The sequence below is a fragment of the Hydrogenoanaerobacterium saccharovorans genome (assembly GCF_016901815.1).
GTDB classification, from domain to species: Bacteria; Bacillota; Clostridia; order Oscillospirales; family Ruminococcaceae; genus Avimicrobium; species Avimicrobium caecorum.
In genome coordinates, this window is record NZ_JACSNR010000005.1 from 42,296 (window position 1) to 60,753 (window position 18,458).

General features: G+C 54.4%; 19 protein-coding genes and 4 tRNA genes. 21 read left to right on the plus strand and 2 right to left on the minus strand.

Annotated features, from left to right (window positions below; all coding sequences use genetic code 11):
* The first annotated feature begins 45 nt into the window (after window positions 1-45).
* From H9X81_RS05890 to H9X81_RS05910, 5 genes are all read left to right on the plus strand, one after another.
* On the plus strand, window positions 46-1,572 hold the full coding sequence (locus H9X81_RS05890) for an ABC transporter ATP-binding protein (protein ID WP_191391926.1): 1,527 nt from the start codon (window positions 46-48) through the stop codon (window positions 1,570-1,572).
* Window positions 1,569-2,657, plus strand: a complete 1,089-nt coding sequence (locus H9X81_RS05895; RefSeq protein ID WP_177502506.1) for an ABC transporter permease — start codon at window positions 1,569-1,571, stop codon at window positions 2,655-2,657. The genes H9X81_RS05890 and H9X81_RS05895 overlap by 4 nt, the downstream gene beginning before the upstream one ends.
* Window positions 2,650-3,642: an ABC transporter permease gene (locus H9X81_RS05900; protein WP_177502507.1), complete on the plus strand. Its 993-nt coding sequence runs from the start codon at window positions 2,650-2,652 to the stop codon at window positions 3,640-3,642. The genes H9X81_RS05895 and H9X81_RS05900 overlap by 8 nt, the downstream gene beginning before the upstream one ends.
* 363 nt (window positions 3,643-4,005) lie before the next feature.
* Window positions 4,006-4,875, plus strand: a complete 870-nt coding sequence (locus tag H9X81_RS05905) for a DMT family transporter (protein WP_204720522.1) — start codon at window positions 4,006-4,008, stop codon at window positions 4,873-4,875.
* A gap of 226 nt (window positions 4,876-5,101) precedes the next feature.
* A complete protein-coding gene (locus H9X81_RS05910) occupies window positions 5,102-5,644 on the plus strand; it encodes a stage V sporulation T C-terminal domain-containing protein (protein ID WP_204720524.1) in 543 nt (180 codons plus the stop codon).
* A 48-nt stretch (window positions 5,645-5,692) separates the two neighbouring features.
* On the opposite strand, the gene H9X81_RS05915 is transcribed toward H9X81_RS05910, so the two are convergent.
* Window positions 5,693-6,334 carry a GDSL-type esterase/lipase family protein gene (locus H9X81_RS05915; RefSeq protein WP_191391921.1) on the minus strand — a complete coding sequence of 214 codons (642 nt, stop codon included), beginning with the start codon at window positions 6,332-6,334 and terminating at the stop codon, window positions 5,693-5,695.
* A 386-nt stretch (window positions 6,335-6,720) separates the two neighbouring features.
* On the opposite strand from H9X81_RS05915, the gene H9X81_RS05920 reads away from it, so the two are divergent.
* From H9X81_RS05920 to H9X81_RS05955, 8 genes are all read left to right on the plus strand, one after another.
* The gene (locus H9X81_RS05920; protein WP_204720526.1) at window positions 6,721-7,986 is read left to right on the plus strand and encodes a dicarboxylate/amino acid:cation symporter; all 1,266 of its coding nucleotides are present in this window, start codon (window positions 6,721-6,723) and stop codon (window positions 7,984-7,986) included.
* Between the two features lie 178 nt (window positions 7,987-8,164).
* Entirely contained in the window at window positions 8,165-8,593 is a 429-nt protein-coding gene (locus tag H9X81_RS05925) for a hypothetical protein (protein ID WP_204720528.1), read from the plus strand.
* 134 nt (window positions 8,594-8,727) lie between these two features.
* Entirely contained in the window at window positions 8,728-9,441 is a 714-nt protein-coding gene (locus tag H9X81_RS05930; protein ID WP_191391924.1) for a gamma-glutamyl-gamma-aminobutyrate hydrolase family protein, read from the plus strand.
* A gap of 283 nt (window positions 9,442-9,724) precedes the next feature.
* Window positions 9,725-10,348 (plus strand): trimeric intracellular cation channel family protein, encoded by a 624-nt coding sequence (locus H9X81_RS05935; RefSeq protein WP_204720530.1) that lies wholly within the window; start codon window positions 9,725-9,727, stop codon window positions 10,346-10,348.
* A gap of 94 nt (window positions 10,349-10,442) precedes the next feature.
* Window positions 10,443-10,516 (plus strand) — tRNA-Gly (locus H9X81_RS05940).
* A 12-nt stretch (window positions 10,517-10,528) separates the two neighbouring features.
* Window positions 10,529-10,605: transfer RNA gene (locus tag H9X81_RS05945), tRNA-Arg, on the plus strand.
* A 10-nt stretch (window positions 10,606-10,615) separates the two neighbouring features.
* A tRNA-His gene (locus H9X81_RS05950) sits at window positions 10,616-10,692 on the plus strand.
* 42 nt (window positions 10,693-10,734) lie between these two features.
* A tRNA-Gln gene (locus H9X81_RS05955) sits at window positions 10,735-10,810 on the plus strand.
* A gap of 347 nt (window positions 10,811-11,157) precedes the next feature.
* On the opposite strand, the gene H9X81_RS05960 is transcribed toward H9X81_RS05955, so the two are convergent.
* The gene (locus H9X81_RS05960; RefSeq protein WP_204720533.1) at window positions 11,158-11,592 is read right to left on the minus strand and encodes a helix-turn-helix domain-containing protein; all 435 of its coding nucleotides are present in this window, start codon (window positions 11,590-11,592) and stop codon (window positions 11,158-11,160) included.
* Window positions 11,593-11,939: 347 nt separating this feature from the next.
* Here H9X81_RS05960 and H9X81_RS05965 point away from each other — a divergent pair, with 347 nt between their 5' ends.
* Genes H9X81_RS05965 through H9X81_RS06000 form a run of 8 tightly spaced genes read left to right on the plus strand, consistent with a single transcriptional unit; the run spans window position 11,940 to window position 18,445 of the window.
* Window positions 11,940-13,055, plus strand: a complete 1,116-nt coding sequence (locus tag H9X81_RS05965) for a hypothetical protein (RefSeq protein ID WP_204720534.1) — start codon at window positions 11,940-11,942, stop codon at window positions 13,053-13,055.
* A 14-nt stretch (window positions 13,056-13,069) separates the two neighbouring features.
* Window positions 13,070-14,452: a DUF6138 family protein gene (locus H9X81_RS05970; protein ID WP_204720537.1), complete on the plus strand. Its 1,383-nt coding sequence runs from the start codon at window positions 13,070-13,072 to the stop codon at window positions 14,450-14,452.
* 10 nt (window positions 14,453-14,462) lie between these two features.
* A complete protein-coding gene (locus H9X81_RS05975; protein WP_204720539.1) occupies window positions 14,463-15,305 on the plus strand; it encodes a DUF2262 domain-containing protein in 843 nt (280 codons plus the stop codon).
* 18 nt (window positions 15,306-15,323) lie between these two features.
* On the plus strand, window positions 15,324-15,557 hold the full coding sequence (locus tag H9X81_RS05980; RefSeq protein ID WP_204720541.1) for an Imm17 family immunity protein: 234 nt from the start codon (window positions 15,324-15,326) through the stop codon (window positions 15,555-15,557).
* 13 nt (window positions 15,558-15,570) lie between these two features.
* A complete protein-coding gene (locus H9X81_RS05985) occupies window positions 15,571-16,113 on the plus strand; it encodes a hypothetical protein (RefSeq protein WP_204720543.1) in 543 nt (180 codons plus the stop codon).
* Between the two features lie 16 nt (window positions 16,114-16,129).
* Window positions 16,130-16,717 (plus strand): hypothetical protein, encoded by a 588-nt coding sequence (locus tag H9X81_RS05990; protein WP_204720545.1) that lies wholly within the window; start codon window positions 16,130-16,132, stop codon window positions 16,715-16,717.
* A gap of 16 nt (window positions 16,718-16,733) precedes the next feature.
* Entirely contained in the window at window positions 16,734-17,828 is a 1,095-nt protein-coding gene (locus H9X81_RS05995) for an ankyrin repeat domain-containing protein (protein WP_204720547.1), read from the plus strand.
* The gene (locus tag H9X81_RS06000; RefSeq protein ID WP_204720549.1) at window positions 17,825-18,445 is read left to right on the plus strand and encodes a hypothetical protein; all 621 of its coding nucleotides are present in this window, start codon (window positions 17,825-17,827) and stop codon (window positions 18,443-18,445) included. Before H9X81_RS05995 ends, H9X81_RS06000 begins: the two co-directional genes overlap by 4 nt.
* The last annotated feature ends 13 nt before the right edge of the window (window positions 18,446-18,458 follow it).

Consider the following 18,458-nt stretch of genomic DNA (forward strand, 5'->3'; position numbering starts at 1 on the left):
AAAAGGAGGAGAGCCTTGGAGAAAACCACAGAATATGCTGTATCGATGCGGCATATCACCAAAACCTTCGGCAAAGTGGTGGCAAACCACGATGTCAGCCTGGATCTGCGGGAAGGCGAGATCCTGGCTCTGCTGGGGGAGAACGGCAGCGGCAAGACAACCCTGATGAATATGCTCTCGGGCATTTACTATCCCGACCATGGCGAGATCCTGATCCATGGCAAGCCCGCATCCATCCGGTCGCCCCGTGAGGCCTTTGATCTGGGTATCGGCATGATCCATCAGCACTTCAAGCTGGTGGATGTGCTCACCGCGGCGGAGAATATTGTCCTGGGTCTGCCGGGCGGCGCTGTGCTCAACCGCAAGGAGCTGGAGCGCAAGGTGGCAGAACTGGCAGGAAAGTATGGCTTTGAGATCGATCCCGCCAAGAAGATCTACAATATGTCTGTTTCGGAAAAGCAGACAGTGGAGATCCTCAAGGTGCTGTACCGGGGCGCGGATATTCTCATTCTCGATGAGCCCACCGCGGTGCTCACCCCCCAGGAGACCGAAAAGCTCTTTGCGGCGCTGCGCAATATGAAAAAGGACGGCAAGTCCATTATCATCATCACCCATAAGCTCTATGAGGTGCTGTCCATCTCCGACCGTGTGGCGATCCTGCGCAAGGGCGAATACATCGGCGCTGTGGACACCGGCACCACCAACCAGGACGAACTCACCGAAATGATGGTGGGCCGTCCCATCGTGCTGGAGATCGAGCGTCCGGAGGTGGAGCGGGGCGAAAAGCGGCTCCAGGTGGTGGATCTCACCTGCCAGAACGGCGAGGGAGTCACCGCCCTGGACAATGTGTCCTTTGACGCCTACGGCGGCGAGATCCTGGGCATTGCCGGTATTGCCGGCAGCGGTCAGAAGGAGCTGTGCGAGGTCATCGCCGGACTTTATCCCGCCATTGGCGGCGCCGTGCTCTATTCCGGCGAAAAGAACGGCGTGCCGGTGCGGGAAAACCTGCTGGGCATGAGCCCCGATGTCATCGTGCAGAAGGGCGTATCCATGGCCTTTGTACCCGAGGACCGTCTGGGTATGGGTCTGGTTGCCAGCATGGATATGACCGACAATGTGATGCTGCGCAGCTATAAGAGCGGCAAGGGCATCTTTGTGGACCGCAAATCGCCCCGGGAACTGGCGGAGCGGATGATCGACGAACTGGAAATCGCCACACCGGGCGTGGATACCCCGGTGGGACGGCTTTCGGGCGGCAATGTGCAGAAGGTGCTGCTGGGCCGTGAGATCGCCTGCAATCCGTCGGTGCTGATCGTAGCCTATCCGGTGCGGGGACTGGACATCAACTCCTCCTACCGCATCTATGATTTTCTCAATGAACAGAAGAAAAAGGGCGTAGCCGTCATCTTTATCGGCGAGGATCTGGATGTGCTGATGCAGCTCAGCGACCGGATTCTGGTCATGTGCGGCGGCAAGGTCAGCGGCATTGTGGACCCCCGCAAGGTCACCAAGGACGAGATCGGACTGCTGATGATCCATGTGGAGCATCTGGATGAGGAGGTGCAGGCATGACAACTCAACCCAAAGAACCGCTGCTGCGCATGGCGAAGCGGGATTCCATTTCACCCCGGGCAGCCTGGGGCATCCGGGCGGCAGCCTTTCTGCTGGCACTGATCACCGGCGGACTGCTCCTGCTCCTGCTGGGGCATAACCCGATCACCGTGTACAGCGCAATGATCTCCGGTGCCTGGGGTTCCCCCACAGTGGCACGGGAGACAGTGAAGATCGCAGTTCCGCTGCTCATCACCTCCATTGGCATTTCGCTGGCGTTCCGCATGAAGTTCTGGAACATCGGCGCCGAGGGACAGATCCTGGTGGGCGCCATTGCCGCCGGATGGTTCGGCCTGTTTACCGCCACCATCTTCCCGAAGATCCCGCTGGTGCTGCTGATGATGGCCTCCTCCATGATCCTGGGCGGCCTGTATGGCCTGCTTCCGGCTATCTGCAAGGCAAAGTGGGGCACCAATGAGACCCTGTTCACCCTGATGCTCAACTATATCGCTCTGGCCTTTGTCAAGTACCTGATGAACGGCCCCTGGAAGGCTCCGGGCAGCAGCTATCCCAAGATCGCCATGCTGGCTCCGGGCGCCCGTCTCACCAAGGTGCTGGGCGTACACTGGGGCTGGATTCTGGCCCTGGTGCTGGTGGTGGTCTCCTATGTCTATATCACCCGTACCAAGCAGGGCTATGAGATCGCTGTGGTGGGCGAGAGTGCCAATACCGCACGGTATGCCGGCATCCGGGTGGGCCGTGTCATGTGCCGCACCATGTTCCTGTCCGGTGCGCTCTGCGGCCTGGTGGGTATGCTCCAGTTCGCCGGAGCGGACTACACCCTCACCGAGGGCACAGCCGGCGGCGTGGGCTTTACTGCCATCACCGTGGCCTGGCTGTCCAAGATGAATCCCTTTGGCATGCTGGTGGTTTCTGTCTTTATCGCCATGCTGGAACGGGGTTCCAATACCATCCAGACCAACTTCAAGATCCCGGCCTCGGCATCCGATCTGATCATCGGCATTATCCTGTTCTTCATGCTGGGCTGTGAGTTCTTCATCACCTATAAACTGATCCCCCGGAGAAAGGAGGAACACCATGCTTGAGATTCTGGGAAGTCTGTTCCCTGCGGCGGTACTGGCTGGTACTCCGCTTCTGCTGGGCGCTCTGGGTGAGATCCTCACCGAACGGGCCGGCAACCTCAACCTCGGCGTTGAGGGCATGATGTTCATGGGCGCTATTTCCGGACTGGCTGGCTCCTATTTCTATGAGCAGGCAGTGCTCTCCTCCGGCGGGACTCCCAGCGGCGTGATCTCTGCGGTGATCGCCCTGATCACATCCATGCTGGCTGGTATGCTGGGGGCGCTGATTTACAGCTTCCTCACCATTTCCCTCCGGGCCAACCAGAATGTAACCGGTCTGACCCTGACCATCTTCGGTACCGGTTTCGGCAACTTCTTCGGCGAGTACATCGGCCAGAAGGCCGGCGGCTATGTGGCTGTGTCCTCGGTGACCAAGGCTGCCTTCTCCGGCCTCAGAATCCCGGTGCTCTCGGATCTTCCGGTGCTCGGTTCGCTGCTGTTCAGCTATAACTGGCTGGTCTATCTGGCAGTTCTGCTGGCTGTGCTCATGTCCTGGTTCTTTGCCCGGTCCCGGGTGGGACTCAACCTCCGGGCAGTGGGTGAGGACCCGGCTACCGCGGATGCGGTGGGCATCAATGTCACCCTCTATAAGTACGCAGCCACCGTCATCGGCGGTGGAATCTGCGGCATCGGCGGCATGTATATGAGCATGGTCACCACTTCCGGCGTGTGGGTGCATGGCTGTGTCAGCGGCTATGGCTGGCTGGCAGTGGCACTGGTTATCTTTGCCACCTGGCGCCCGTTCCGGGGTATGATCGTGGCGCTGATCTTCGGCGGACTCACCATCATGCGCATGTATGTGAGCATTCCCGGTCTGCCGGCGCAGATCTATGATATGCTGCCCTATGCGGCGACCATCCTGGTGCTGGTCGTGACCAGCATGCGTTCCAGCCGGGAGCATGCCCAGCCCAAGAGCTGCGGCCTCAACTACTTCCGAGAGGAACGGTAACAGCGCAATTTCATGGAAATCCCCTTCGGCCTTATGCCGGAGGGGATTTTTTGCGTCCGGATGGAAATGAGCTGGAAATATACGGCAAAAATAGCAATGATTTTTAACAAACTTCGGCTGTTATTTTCTATATACCAATTCTTTGCATTTATGGGAAATGGTTGGTATAATTACAGAGAAGACCGGGGTGCTTCCAGACAGGGAGGAGATGGTTCGGATCACAAGGCAAGCCTGAATTCCGCGCGGAAAGGAAGGGAGCACCCCCGTTCCAGGAAAAGTGAATGATCTGTGGAACAGCATACAGAAAAGTATATTCTGAGAAGCTGTTCCATCCCGGTACAAGAGAAAGGAAGAAAACTGCCTATGTCCTCACGAAACAAGGGAATTCTGTGTATTCTGTCCTCTGCATTTTTCTTTGCGCTGATGAGCGTGTTTGTCCGGCTCAGCGGCGATGTTCCTTCCATGCAGAAGGTGTTTTTCCGGAATCTGGTAGCTGTTGTGATTGCGGTGGTCATGCTGGCTAAGGACCATCAGCCGGTTTCCCTTTCCGGCCCCGCCAAGGTGAGCCTCTTTTTCCGTGCCCTGCTCGGCACCATCGGTGTAATCTGCAACTTCTATGCGGTGGACCATCTGGTTCTGGCAGATGCCACCATGCTCAATAAAGTCGGCCCGTTCTTTGCGATCCTGTTCAGCTATTTCCTGCTCAAGGAGACCATTGCTCCCTATCAGATTGCGGCGCTTGTGGCTACCTTCTGCGGCTGTCTGTTGATTATCAAGCCCACCGGCGCTGGCGGGGAACTGTTCCCCATGCTGGTGGCTCTGCTGGGCGGCATCAGTGCCGGCGGCGCTTCCACCATGCTGCGGCTGCTGGGTAAATACGGCGTGAAAAAGTCGCTGATCGTCTTTGTATTCTCGCTCTTCTCGCTGCTGACGGCGGCGCCGTTCCTGATCTTCGATTATCACCCCATGACCATGCAGCAGACCGCCATGCTGCTGCTGGCAGGTGTTTCGGCGGCACTGGGACAGTTCAGCGTCACCAATGCCTATGCCTTTGCGCCGGCCCGGGAGATCTCGGTCTTTGACTACTCCCAGGTGGTGTTCTCGGCGATCCTCGGGTTCTTCCTGTTCCAGCAGATCCCGGATCTGTACAGTCTGCTGGGGTATCTGATCGTCTGCGGCTCGGCGGTGGGCATGTTCCTGCGCTCCAACCGTAAGGACGCACAGACTGTCTGATCGCACAGCCTGATAAAAATCCCTCTGAAGCTATTGGCTCCAGGGGGATTTTTTGCATGGAATTTTATCTTGTATGACCCGGAAAGACAGGTGCGGAATACAGTCTGGCCTCCTGAATGAGAATTGGTTTTGACGGAATATTTTGCAAAGGGCAGTAAATACTAACAGCGTAACCAGTCAAGAATGAAATAACAGTGAAAATAGAATCACATCAGGAGGAAACAGTATGAAAGCGACAGGAATCGTACGGAGGATCGATGATCTGGGCAGAGTGGTGATCCCCAAGGAGATCCGCAGAACCATGCGCATCCGGGAGGGAGATCCGCTGGAGATCTTCACCAACAATGACGGAGAGGTCATCTTCAAGAAGTATTCTCCCCTGGGAGAGCTGGGGGAATTCGCCGGGGTCTATGCGGAGGTGCTGGGCAAGGTGCTCACTACCCCGGTGCTGATCTGTGACCGGGACCATGTGATCGCCGCTGCCGGGCTTCCCAAGAAGGAAGTGCTGGAACGGCGGGCAGCTCCGGCTCTGGAGGAAATCATGGAGTCACGTCAATCCTATATCCTCGAAAATCCCCAGTCCTCGCCGGTATATGCCGTGGAGGGCTATGACCGTCCGGCAGTGGCTGTCTATCCCATTCTGGCAGCCGGAGATGTCTGCGGCGCTGTGATCCTCTCCGCCGGGGAGGACCGCCGTCAGCCCTCTGAAGCTGACCGGAAGCTCATCGCTGCCGCAGCCATGTTCCTGGGGCGTCAGATGGAGGAATAAAAAAGGGCAGGCAATCTTGCCTGCCTTTTTCATATTCTGATAGAGGGATCAGTCCAGCAGCTGATGCACCAGCTCCGCAGTCTTTTCCGCAAAGATGCGGTGTGCTTCCGGAGTGAAGTGACAGAAGTCCACACCCAGCTGTTCCGGGGTGATCCAGTCCTCTGCCGCCGCGAAGGCACAGCCATACTGCTCTGCCACAGCCTTGTAAACCGCAGCCAGTCCGGCCTGCTTCTGCAGCGATTCGGCGTTGAATTCCGGGTCGCCGCCGGTCTGGGGCATGGGAACCGGGCTGATGATGAGGATCTTCGGGCAGGCGCCGGCCCGTCCGGCATTGTAGCGGAAGAAGGTTTCAATCCGCTGGATCAGTTCCTGCATGCCGAAGCCGATCTCCTCAGCGGAAACCCCATAGCGGGTCTTGGAGTCATTGGTGCCCAGCATGATGATGATCAGGTCCAGCGGGGCATGGGTCTTTACACAGGGGCCGATATAGCCCAGAGCACTGCGCCAGGGCTGCAGGTCGTCCTCAAATGCTGTGGTACGGCCGTCCATACCCTCCTCCACAACATGATAGCCATCGCCCAGCAGTTTGCCCAGCAGACCGCTCCAGCGCTGATCGATGGGATAACGGGTTCCCAGTCCGGGCATATAGCCATGGGTATTGGAATCGCCAAAGCACAGGATCTCTTTCATAGCAATCTCTCCTTGCCGCTGCCGGGTCCATTCAGGGCAGAGCCTCCGAATGGCGTGACAGCCGTTCTGTTTTCATTAAGAATAGACCTCTGTGCCGGGAAAATCAAGCACTTTTTCTGCTGATCCGGAAAAATCCTCCAGATAAAAACACTTTTCTGAAAGCTGTTCCCCTGGAATGAACAGGAGATTTGTTCCTCGTAGAAAATCAAGCGTTTTTACAGAAAAAACAAAAATCTTGTGATAATTCATTGACTTTATCAAAATAAAGTGGTAGAGTAGGGGTATTCAAAGGCGGTTTTCCAGAAATATGGAATGCCGCTTCTGATTTTACCGGCTGGAATGGTCTTGCGGAGCGTTCCGGTCCAATTGAGGAAGAAGGGTTATATATGAAAAAAATCTGGGATTCGTACCGCTCCTCGTTTATCCTATTGGGGTGCATGATTCTGGGCGGAATCATCGGTGCGTTCTGGGGACCGGGAGCCAGTGTCCTGGCACCCTGGGCCAATATTTTCCTGAATCTGCTGTACTGCTGTGTTGTACCGATGATCTTTATCTCACTGGTCTATGCCATTGCCAGCATGGACAATATGCGTAAGCTGGGCAAGGTACTGGCTGTTCTGCTGGTGCTGTTCCTGATCACCGGCGTGGTATGCAGCGCTTACATGGTGGGCTTCACCGCTCTGTTTGACCCGGCAAAGAACACCGATATGACCCAGTTTGCCCAGGAGAGCGTAGATCTCTCCGGCACCAGTCTGGATATTCTGGCAATGTTTACAGTCAGCGACTTCTCGCTGCTCTGGTCCCGTACCAATCTGATGGCTCTGGTGGTCTATGCCATTCTCACCGGTATTGCGGTGGTGATGGCAGGGGAGAAGGCCAAGCCGGTCATCGCTCTGCTGGAAGGACTCAATGAGGTCATGGTCAAGCTGGTGGGCATTGTGATGAAGCTGGCTCCGCTGGGACTGGGCTTCTATTTTGCCATTCTCATCGGCACCAATGGCCGGGATATTGTGGGACCCCTTTCCCGTTCCTTCCTGACCTATGTGGTCGCCATTCTGATCTACTACTTCGTCGGACATTCGATCATGGCTTATCTGGGCGGCGGACGCAAGGCCGTAGGGCTCTACTGGAAGAACAATGTCACCCCCAGCCTGACTGCCCTGGGCACCTGTTCCACAGCGGCGACCCTGCCCTATAACATGATCGCCGGCAAGAAGATGGGTCTGCCCAAGGATATGTCCGACCTCTGTGTGCTGATGGGCGCAAACCTCCACAAGGACGGCGCCAGCATCCTGCAGGTGCTCCAGGCCACCTTTGTCTGCGCTCTGTGCGGCATTGATGTGTTCACTCCGAAAAATATCGTACTGCTCATTGTGGCGGCTATTGTGGGCTCCACCATCATGGGTGCGATCCCGGGTGGCGGCTATGTGGGTCAGCTGGTTATTGCTTCGATCTTCGGCCTGCCCAACTGGACCATTCCCATTATGGCTCTGATCGTCACCTTGGGCGATCCCTTCGCCACCCTGGTGAATGTCACCGGCGACACGGCGCTGGGCATGATCGCTGCCCGGATCGTCAACGGACGCGGCTGGCTCGAGCGCTCGCTGGAAGAGTACGCCCAGGACGAGGAAACTGTCTCGGCGGCTCAATAAGAAAATTATTGTCTGAAACCCCTTCCGGATGCATATCCTGTGTCCGGGAGGGGTTTCTGCTGTCCGCATATATTTTTTTGTAATCAATTTTTATCCAGAGATTGTAAAAACAGGTCGTGAGTGGTAAAATTTAGAGGAAAAGCATAGAATTCCTGTGAAAGAAGAGAGGTTAAAACCAATGCCCGTTATCCTTTTTATTCCGATTTTTATTGTACTGTTCCTGGTGGCAGTTATGGTATTCATTATATGGGCCGCAAAGAACGGCGGTTTCAGCACCAAGCGGGATTCGAAAATCACACTGCGGGAGGGAGAAACCCCGATCCTGGCAACTGAGATTGTATGGTTCCGCAAGAGTATGTACATGAACAAGAACAAGATTCCCCGCGGCGTGCTGGACATCACAGACCAGCGGGTTGTCTACACCCGGGAGTTTGGTGAGAAGTACGAGTTCGCTCTGGAGAAGAACGAGATCGAAAGTGTCGATTATGATGGCGGTATGCGGGTGACCATCCACGCCAAGGACGGCAGCGCGTATTCGTTCAATACTTCTCCTGCCAAGGATACACTGGATGCCCTGGAACAGCTGGGTGTACCGGTGGCACGGTAAAACAGTCCGCTGTACCCGGGCAGAAACTGTCTTTGGGATATTTACAACTGTTTTCTGATCCGATATAATAAAAAGGTAAGCAGACACAGTACCGGGAAATTCCCGGTATCAATACAGCGAAAGCAGGTGACTGTATGAAAAAGCCAAGAATCGGACTCATTTGTTTTGTATTTCAGAGCATCAGTGTCCGCAATTACATGATCCAGAAGGGATATGTAAAGGGAATCATTGATGCAGGCGGCATTCCGGTGCTGATCCCGGTGACCGAAGATCCGTCCCGCTGCGCAGAATATATGGATATGATCGACGGACTGCTGGTTCCCGGCGGTGAAGATATTGCGCCGGAGTATTATGGAGAAGATCCGGTGCCGCAGGTCAACTACATCAACCGTGACAAGGACCGCTATGACTTCGAGCTGATCCGGCTGGCCCGGGAGCAGAAGAAGCCGATCTTCGGAATCTGCCGTGGCTTCCAGGTGCTGAATGTAGCCTTTGGCGGCAGTCTGTACCAGGATATTCCGTCCCAGGTACCGGGTTCCATCTGTCATTCCCAGTCGCAGGATCTGCGCAATGTTCCCACCCATAAGGTGACAATGGACGAAAACAGTGTGCTGGGCAAGATCCTGGGCAAGGAGATCTATACCAACTCGTTCCATCATCAGGGAATCAAGAAGGTAGGCGAGGGCCTGCGGATCGTAGGAAGCACCAACGATGGCATTCCCGAGGCTCTGGAGAGCGAGGACGGTCTGGTTTATGCCGTTCAGTGGCATCCGGAGGATCTGTATGCGGATTATCCGGTCTTCAAGGGCCTGTTCACCCGCCTGATCGAACTGGCTTCCAAGGAATAAGCAATGGGTTTTATACGGCTGTCAGGAATGGCAGCCGTATTTTTAATGCCCGGGGAAAGCATGGGCGGACAGCTGTATTTGCATGGAAAATCCATTGTGAGGAATGCTCAGAATGAAGGAAGAATTTCAGAACATCCGGCTAATTGACAGGGGAGAATTGTACTTGTATACTTAAATATGGTGCGAAAATACAGTCAGAGAAGGGCTGCGAATCTGGAGGAGAACACAGCATGGCACAGAAACCAGCGCTTGTGATTTTGAAGGAAGAGGAGGATATGAACCGATGAGTATGCAGACGATCAGTATCATGGATTATATCGGTACTTTTGCATTTGCACTGTCCGGTGCATATCTTGCCATCCGCTATGAGCTTGATATTTTCGGAATTTTTGTGTGTGCATTCTCCACTGCCTGCGGCGGCGGTATTACCCGTGATGTGGTAATGAATGTGGGAGTTCCGCGTTTCTTCAGCAGCTACACCACCATTATGATCGTGATTGTGGCGTCTTTGCTGGCGATTGCCACCAAGAGTGAGAAGTGGAGTAAGCTCATGCTCACCGCGGACGCCATAGGCCTGGCAGTCTTTGCTATTGATACGGGAGTCCGAGGGCTGGACAATGGATACAATCTGCCTCAGCTTGTCTTTGCATCGGTGATTACAGCAGTGGGCGGCGGTGTAATCCGGGATATTCTGTTGCAGCGGGTACCGATTGTCCTGCGCAAGGAAGTCTATGCGTCTGCGGCGCTGGCGGGCGCGGTTGTGCTGTGGTTCATCTATCCCATTATGGATAAGATGGTGGCGACTTATATCTCATTGGCTGTGGTATTCGGCATCCGGATGTGGAGTGTTTATAAGCATATTGACCTTCCGGTGGTGCATTTGGACACCTCCGAAAGCGCACAGTAAATTCATTGGAAAAAATCTGAATCTTTTTGCATTTTTCTATTGACAAAATAACCCTTGTTTGATAGAATAAATATCGTCGCTTAGCGATGATGATGCGGGTGTAGTTCAATGGTAGAATTCCAGCCTTCCAAGCTGGTTACGTGGGTTCGATTCCCATCACCCGCTCCATGATTCGATTTTGCGCCAGTAGCTCAGCTGGATAGAGCAACTGCCTTCTAAGCAGTAGGCCAGGGGTTCGAGTCCCTTCTGGCGCACCAAGTTAATATGGTGGGTATAGCGTAGTTGGTTAACGCGTCAGTTTGTGGCACTGAAGATCGTGGGTTCGAATCCCACTACCCACCCCACTAAGAAAAAAGACTTCCACAAAAAGTCTTTTTTCTTTATATTGGGCTGTAGCCAAGTGGTAAGGCACCACACTTTGACTGTGGCATTCCGATGGTTCGAGTCCATCCAGCCCAACCATCAAGTGGGAACACTTTAGATCGGATGCGGATAAAACCGCATCCGATCGCCCTTTTCCGGGGTTTTTTCAACCTCAATTTCAAGAAAAAAACGAAAGATCGGAAAATGGCTTTTTTAGGAACTGACAGGATTCGAACCGATACGCTTCCTTGAAAAGCACGGTGCCCTTTTTGATTTTGCATTTCAAAAAGGGCGCTGTTTTTATATATACAAAAATTCATAGCAGCAAAAAAAGAGGCACCTGTCCGCTGGTTTGGGATACCAGCAGATAGGTGCCTTTTGTGTTTCAGTAAAATCAAGCTGCTTACAATTAAAGAGGATTCAAAAGGGAAAGGGGTTATTCCATATTAGTCGTTGGAATCATTCCTTAGTGATACAAAGCTTCTGATAAAATTCAGAATAAACTGCTGCTCTTCCGGACTGAGCTTTCCCAGGAGCGACTGTATTTCACCCAGAAGTTCCTCGCCCACAACTGTGACCTGATATACCTCTCTAAGATCCATCAGATCCTGCAGAGGAATACATAATCCTTTGGAAAGACGCTGCAGAGTGGTGAGTGTAGCATTTGTTTCGCCGCGTTCCAGTCGACTGATGGATGTAGGATCAATCCCACAGGCAGCAGCAACATCATCCTGATTCATTCCAAGCTGAATTCGGATACCTCTCAGATGTTTCCCAAATGCAATGTTGATATCTTCGGCTGCCATTCCATCACCTCTTTCCTTTAAGAATACTATTCCTTTCCCAAAAGTTGAAATGCGTATACGCTTAAAAAAATTCATTTATGCCTATTTTTTAAGAATGTTTCTATAGCAATCGGCAAATTGATATGATATACTTACCTTAAAAACAGATGTATTTGAAAAGGAAAGATATGAGATTATGCAGTGCCTGCAGCTGTGCATATTCTGGACTTATTAGTTGACAGCAGCAATGAGAGGTTCCGATGTGTAGTATCTATAGGTGGCAGACCACCGTTCAGATAGAAAAAAGAATAGAGTCTGAGAAGTTTTCTGTATCTGAAACCGGATACAGTTCCTCTCTTGCGGTCTTTCACACCTTGTGTCGGTCTGTCTCGGTGACAGGCTGATGCAAGGTGTTTTTTGTATTCTGAAAGGAGATGGATGCGATGGCACTCAAATATACCTGTCCCAGCTGTGGAACACCTCTGGGCTACGAAGGTTTGTGCTGGAAATGCAAATCTGAACAGGAGCGGATGGCTGCTCTTGCCTGGACACCGGCGCAAATTGCCGAAAAACAGAGAAACCTGATTCAGAACATTCAGCGGCTGGCTGATATGGAGGACCCGGAGTTCACCGACTTCTGGCAGCTGCTGGGGTACCATGATGCCATCACCCCGGAGATTCAGCGGGCGGCACTGGCCGCAGAGGTGTTCTGGCCCTGTGAAATCTATTATCATGCCCCCGCCGATGTGCGGGATGGTCTGATTCATGCGCTGTTGTCTGCGGAATATTCCAGCGAGGCATCCAACCTGATGAGTTGCCTTGCTATGCAGGGAGATGACAAAGCAATGGAGACGCTGCTGGAGCTGGAGCGAAATCCCCGGCCCTGGCGCAAGGGCCTCTATGTGGACCCATCCAGCTATGCGCAGATCGGCGGCTGGACCTTCGACAAGGAGGGCCAGAAAATCCAACTGGGCTTCGATACCTGCTATCCTATGGTTAAGGGAATCACCGGTGAGAAATCTCCCGTCCGCATTGGTCGAGAACGGGAAGATGCCTGTCCCCACTGCGGTGGACGCATGGTGGATATACTGGTGCTGGATGGCCGGGATGAGCGGCTCCGGTTCCTGGGGCTGGATGGTGTCCTGACTGCCACCTGCTGCCCCAGCTGCGTGGGATTCCTCAAAGGCCCCGCCTTCAACCGGTTCACTCTGGATGGCGGCGTGGAGGTCTTTCCCTCCGAACTCTTTGACGGGGCGGAGAAGACGGATTGCTATGTCAGTCCCGAGGACTACAAGGCCCTCACGGAAAATCCCTTTGTGCTGGGCAAGATGCCTGTGCCCCTGTTTTACGGCGCGGCCTGTCAGGATGTGAACACCATCGGCGGCTTTGCCAACTGGGTACAGGACGCGGAATATACCATCTGTCCCCACTGCGGGAAACCTATGAAGTATCTGGCGCAGATCCAGTGGGATACGGTGTTTGACTGTGCGGAGGGCACGCTCTATGTGGAATTCTGTCCAGACTGCCAGATCGTATCCATGCAGCACCAGCAGACCTGAGAGGAGACCTTGCCATGAGTTTGCCAAAGCGTGATGGCGTACATGAACGCTACTATCTGATCCACAAGCCGGACACTTCCCCGGAGGTGCTGGCGGAGGCGGATCTCTGCATTCAGGATGTGCTGAACGGAACCGCTCGTGAAAATCACTCCGCCTACCCGACCGTGGTGCGAAATCACAACGGGACACCCTTTCTTCCCAGCCAGCTGTTGGATCGGTATCTGTCCAAACTGCCTTTGAAGGGATTCCCCTATGAGGAAGCTGTTACATTCTGCGATGCCCTGCGGCGGCTGGTGGGCTGGCAGGAGATCCGCTATACATTGGAGAAATACATAGAAAAGCAGGTGCAGGAACGCTACTTCCTTGTGGGAGAGCGGGATGATGGCTTTACCGTCTTTCCACCCTGCACAGTACTGCCGGAATTGCGCCCCGAGGATGTGGATGAAGGCCTGCTGCGCTTTGCCTGCTATGTGGCGGTCTGCCATACGGTGTACGGGCAGAGTTTTGAATCCCTCACCACCGAACACATCCTCGGCCTGGTTTCCCAGATCCGCCCTGACATGGTAAAGGAACTGAAAACCTATGGCAGCGGCAAATTGCCACCTAATATCCAAAAGCGGAAAACAAAGCACCTGACCGCCTCGGCCAACGACGCTTTCGCCACCATCCGTATCACCGCGAGGGACTCCACGGAGGAGTGCTATGCTGAAATCCTGGACTACCTGTGCGCGGTGCTGGAGCAGGAGGAATTCCCCCGCAGTTACTCGGTGGAATTCAGAGGAAAGGAGAAAATCTATCTGCCCATTCCCGGCTTGCCCAAGAAGGGAGTCAACCAGCTCTTTGCCTGCGCTGTGCAGCACCCCAATCTGCATCCGGCTATAGAGCGATACGCTCGTCTGGCTATGCGGGAGTATGAGTGGTACCAAAACCTCTCTGATGAGTCCTGCGCAATGCCTGGCTCGTTTGCTGTGTTTGCTCTGGGGCTGGAGGGAGAACAGTGGGCGCCGCTGGTGACGGAGTATCTGGATCTCTGCGACGACGAGCACTCTTCCCTGCAAGAGAAATTTCTTCATGCCTTGATCCGGAAGTTTGGTTTCCAAGCATGGACACTGGGCGTATTGGTACGGGGCGCATTGTCCATGCAGTGGCTGAAGCCTGCCAAGGAATTCCGCAGCCTGATTGCCAATGCGGAAAGCCTGGATGCGCTGCTGACAGTCAAGCGCCGCTTTTCCGCTTATCTCCTGCCGGAAGAGGACAAGGACCCGAAATTCCGGGTCATCGCTTGGCAGAGCCTGCTCTGGGCCATCTGGGGCTCGTCCTCCGAAAACGGCGGCAGCAAGGTCATCAAGTCGGCGCCGAAGGAACTGAAAGAGAAATACCAGCAAGTATTTTCGTAAGGAGAACGCCATGAAAAAGAGAACGGTCAAGGACTTTATTGCCCTGTACGCCCCGGAAGATGAGGAAAAACTGGTACTAATTCAGGACGGTATCAGCGCGGACAAAACCTTTCTGGATACCTTTTGGACAGCCCATACCCATGCCCTCGCCATAGCGGATGTCCAGACCGGAGAGGTGATCTCTGGTCGATGCTACCTGAGCTGGCCGTTGACGGACAAGGAGCGGGAAGCCGGCGAATATTCCAAGCGGTTTGCCAAGGGCCAGATCTACCGGATCAAAGCCCGTGCCTGGAAAGGTAATGCCCTCAGCGAACCCCAGTGGTATGTCACGGAGGTACTGGAGGAAGGCGTACCTTGTCCGGCACTGGAGGAGATCTGGGCGGAATACACAAAGCCCATTCTTCTGGAGGACGAAGTGCTGGGGACCCTCACGCTGGATCGTGAGATGAGCATATTCGAGGGAACCTGTAAGTGGATGGGAAAAGACATCCGGATCTCACTGGATGTAGAGATTGAAAAGAAAGCATCCTGGACCCGCGTTACCAATGTGATGAAGAAACTGCTGGCAGATCAGGAAGTCTGGGACAAGTCCCTGCGGGCGATGGCTGCCCAGAAGCTCACTGCTCAGGCCAACGAATGGCTGGCGGACAATGACCAGACCGACCGAGACCCGGAGAAAGACCCCATCACCGAGGATGAGTTCACCCGGCGCATCCTGCTCACTGAGTTTACAGTATCTCCCGGCGGTCGTTTTACCGCCTGGTATGAGGACGACGATATGTTCTGGGGCCATGTGATCACGGTGGATGGAACACTGAAAAAAGGCTCCATTGATGCTGATATACAGGGATAAGCAGAGGAGGAAACCTAAATGAACAGTGAGCAGATCACGGTTTTTTTACAGGAACATTGGAACTGGGTAACCCTGATCATCGGCGCTGTCCTGCTGATCGGGGCAATCATGAACTGGAACTGGCTCTGTGACCCCACCGGAAAACCGGATTCTCACCGCTATGGCCGCGGCTCCCGGCGGGTGATCTTCTTCCTGCTGGGGCTTGTGCTGATTGTGACCAGCATCTGGAGCCTTGTGCCAGCAATCAAGTAAGGAGGATATTGATATGATGAAGGAAAATTATCCCACCTGGCTGGAGGGCCATGTGAAGGAGTGGGCGCGAAAGCGCTTACCCACTGTGACCCTGTGTTCCTCCACCGGCCATGAGCTGCTGGAGGTGTGGTACTACGGAGACCTGCGCACGGTGAAGGGGGAGCCGCAGCCCTATATTGTGGATGGCGGCGAGGCCCCTGGACTGGTGGCGGCCCGCGACCCGGAGAGCGGCGAGGAATTCGTCATCTTTGACGGCGGGCGGCATGGCTACGACAATCTGTTCTGTGACGAGCAGGATCCGGATGCGCTGGAACACCGTCCCCTCAAGCGGTATGAGATCCCCGCCTCCAAGCTGGTGCTGGAGCTGGGGTACAGCGTGGACTACGAGGACGAGAAAGAAGACTTCGAACCGGATGAGGCGGATACTGTGGAACTGATCAACGGCGAGCGTATGCCTTGGGAACAGGTCAAGCGGGACGGTATCGACTATATCGCACTTTACTATGTGAACGAGGAAGGAAAACAAGTCCAGATTTTGGACGCAGAGCTGGCATGAGCAAGGAGAAACCACAATGTCCATAACCGCCTATCAAGTGGAAGCCGTCGGTCATGACCGAACCGGAGAAGATTATGGCTATGTAAATATCATGTACCGCTATGGCAACAAGCAGTTCTGTCCCCGCCCAGACCAATGTGAAAAGATGGAGGTCATGTGGGCGGATGAGAGCGTCTACGGGCCGCCTGCTCCTGGCAGCAAGGTGGGCGATTTTATAAAGACATGGCTGATGGGCTCCTGGGACTGCGGAGTATTTACCCACCGGGCGATTGCCCGGCGACTCATGGATACCTTCACCGGTCTGAAGCTCAAGGAACTGGCGTGGTTTGAGAACCCCAGGGAAAAGACGCTGAAAAATGGTAAACCGCGTGCGCGTCGGGCCAAGTGGCTGCCGGAGCGGGAGGTTGATCTGGTGTATCTCTACTCCGACTACTATATTGACGCAAGAGAACCTGTTTCTGCCCAAACCGACTTTTTCACCGTTACAAGGATGGACGCCTGGGGCGTGAGCACTTGGTTCATGTGTACCCCAGAGGCCGCCGGGAAGCTGATCGCCATGAATTACGACAATCTGGCCGTCAAGGAAACCACCATTGTGGGATAGAGAAAGCAGGTGCCTTATGTACCAAATTGCATATATTGGCCGTTGGGAGACCCTCCCGGAAACGGCTGCCGCCATCTGTGACCATGACACTCCCAAGCTGGAGGCGCTGCTCCAGGGCGGTCTGGATTTGGATGTTCCCATCCAGCTCAGCGAATACATCAAGCTGATGCCATTGGAGATCGCGGTTTTTCGGAATGATGTGCCCATGATTCACTTCCTGCTGGAGCATGGCGCTGATCCCGGTCTGGCAGAGGAACAGCCTCTGCTGCTCACCGCCGCCCGCTGCTGTGGGCCGGAGGTGGTGGCGCTCTTTGCTGGACAGGCCGCAAAACTCAGCCTGAAGCAGAAAGAGCGGGCTTTCCAGGAAGTACGCTGGGGCAAGCGCCCGGAGAACATCCAGGTGCTGGAGCAAGCCGGGATCACAGTGGACAAGTTTGGCGGCGAGGCATTCCGGGCCGCTGTGTCCGAGGGCAATACCAAACTTGCCCGACTGCTTCTGGAAAAAGGGGCAGACATCAATTACCACAAGCCGGACATGGTGTTTCCGAACGCCTCCACCCCTGTCACCGAGGCGGCCCGCTCCAACAATTTCCCCATGGTGCGCTGGCTGGTGGAACAGGGAGCGGACATCACCCTTATTGACAAATATGGCGACCGACCCTACAGTGTGGCGGTGCAGAACAAAAATCAGGAGCTGGTCGACTACCTGAAGGCCCTGGAGCCAGAGGAATGGCACAACGAGCAGGAAAAGATCCGGCAGCTCATGCCCTACAAGCTGCCCGCCAAGCTGGTGGAATACTTGAAGACCGGCCCCCTGCGGCTGGAGTTCCCGGATCAGGAATGGGTGAAGTGGGCGGAGCTCTACTCCTTCCTGGATGTGCAGGAGATGACCTGGAAACGGAAGAAGCTGCTCTCCCTGATGGTGCAGATGGACAACTACAGCGACTATCTGCTGCTGTGGAGCCCCAGGGACAAAAAGCTGTGGTATCTGGACATCGAGCATGAGCAGTTCCACCCTCTGGCCAAATGGGATGACTTCATCGCAGATCCCGGACGGTATCTGAACGGGATGATCGAGGGCGAGTTGGAGGAAGCAGGAGCAAAACCATGACATCAATGGAATTTCTGAACAAGGTACATAAAAGCCTGGACTCGCAGGAATACAACCTCTCCTTTTCTCCAGCCAAGTCCAAGAACTATATGCTGTACTGCAACGGCAACTTTATCGGCGGCCTGTTCGATGAGGAGCTGTGCTTCGTCCATACCGACAGTGTGAGCGAGCTGCTGGGGCAGCCGGAACCCGTCTACCGAGGCTACTCCAGCACCGCCCAACACAGGATGCTGGTGATCCCGGAGGAACACTGGGCAAAGGCACTAAAACTGCTCTATGCTGAGAAATTTGACTGGAGCCGTTTGGTGTACGACATCACATACACCAGCATTGGCGCAGCAGTGGTGGAGGACTTCTACGACGAGAATGTGGTATTCCTGCGCTTCTGCTTTGAAAAGGAACTGCTGAAAAAGAACCCTCTGGACCGGCAGGGCCGTATCCTGCGGATGGTCTATCTCAATCAGGATCTGACAACAGCGGGCAAATATCTTTTCCCCAGACTGATGCAAAAGTTCCTCGTTTTTACAGATCGCAAAGGAAAAACCAGTCTGGAAACCATGCTGAATCGGTGGTATACCGCGCTGGAGAAGGAATACCGCAGCCAGAAAAAGGGATAAGGAGGGCGGCAAC

What these genes read in the sequence shown, in the direction of transcription:
- H9X81_RS05980 (WP_204720541.1), top strand. Translation starts at nt 15,324, where the DNA reads ATGAACAGTGAGCAGATCACGGTTTTTTTACAGGAACATTGGAACTGG.
- H9X81_RS06000 (WP_204720549.1), top strand. Translation starts at nt 17,825, where the DNA reads ATGACATCAATGGAATTTCTGAACAAGGTACATAAAAGCCTGGACTCG.
- H9X81_RS05970 (WP_204720537.1), top strand. Translation starts at nt 13,070, where the DNA reads ATGAGTTTGCCAAAGCGTGATGGCGTACATGAACGCTACTATCTGATC.
- H9X81_RS05890 (WP_191391926.1), top strand. Translation starts at nt 46, where the DNA reads ATGCGGCATATCACCAAAACCTTCGGCAAAGTGGTGGCAAACCACGAT.
- H9X81_RS05895 (WP_177502506.1), top strand. Translation starts at nt 1,569, where the DNA reads ATGACAACTCAACCCAAAGAACCGCTGCTGCGCATGGCGAAGCGGGAT.
- H9X81_RS05975 (WP_204720539.1), top strand. Translation starts at nt 14,463, where the DNA reads ATGAAAAAGAGAACGGTCAAGGACTTTATTGCCCTGTACGCCCCGGAA.
- H9X81_RS05905 (WP_204720522.1), top strand. Translation starts at nt 4,006, where the DNA reads ATGTCCTCACGAAACAAGGGAATTCTGTGTATTCTGTCCTCTGCATTT.
- H9X81_RS05925 (WP_204720528.1), top strand. Translation starts at nt 8,165, where the DNA reads ATGCCCGTTATCCTTTTTATTCCGATTTTTATTGTACTGTTCCTGGTG.
- H9X81_RS05935 (WP_204720530.1), top strand. Translation starts at nt 9,725, where the DNA reads ATGAGTATGCAGACGATCAGTATCATGGATTATATCGGTACTTTTGCA.
- H9X81_RS05990 (WP_204720545.1), top strand. Translation starts at nt 16,130, where the DNA reads ATGTCCATAACCGCCTATCAAGTGGAAGCCGTCGGTCATGACCGAACC.
- H9X81_RS05920 (WP_204720526.1), top strand. Translation starts at nt 6,721, where the DNA reads ATGAAAAAAATCTGGGATTCGTACCGCTCCTCGTTTATCCTATTGGGG.
- H9X81_RS05985 (WP_204720543.1), top strand. Translation starts at nt 15,571, where the DNA reads ATGATGAAGGAAAATTATCCCACCTGGCTGGAGGGCCATGTGAAGGAG.
- H9X81_RS05930 (WP_191391924.1), top strand. Translation starts at nt 8,728, where the DNA reads ATGAAAAAGCCAAGAATCGGACTCATTTGTTTTGTATTTCAGAGCATC.
- H9X81_RS05900 (WP_177502507.1), top strand. Translation starts at nt 2,650, where the DNA reads ATGCTTGAGATTCTGGGAAGTCTGTTCCCTGCGGCGGTACTGGCTGGT.
- H9X81_RS05910 (WP_204720524.1), top strand. Translation starts at nt 5,102, where the DNA reads ATGAAAGCGACAGGAATCGTACGGAGGATCGATGATCTGGGCAGAGTG.
- H9X81_RS05995 (WP_204720547.1), top strand. Translation starts at nt 16,734, where the DNA reads ATGTACCAAATTGCATATATTGGCCGTTGGGAGACCCTCCCGGAAACG.
- H9X81_RS05915 (WP_191391921.1), bottom strand. Translation starts at nt 6,334, where the DNA reads ATGAAAGAGATCCTGTGCTTTGGCGATTCCAATACCCATGGCTATATG.
- H9X81_RS05960 (WP_204720533.1), bottom strand. Translation starts at nt 11,592, where the DNA reads ATGAATTTTTTTAAGCGTATACGCATTTCAACTTTTGGGAAAGGAATA.
- H9X81_RS05965 (WP_204720534.1), top strand. Translation starts at nt 11,940, where the DNA reads ATGGCACTCAAATATACCTGTCCCAGCTGTGGAACACCTCTGGGCTAC.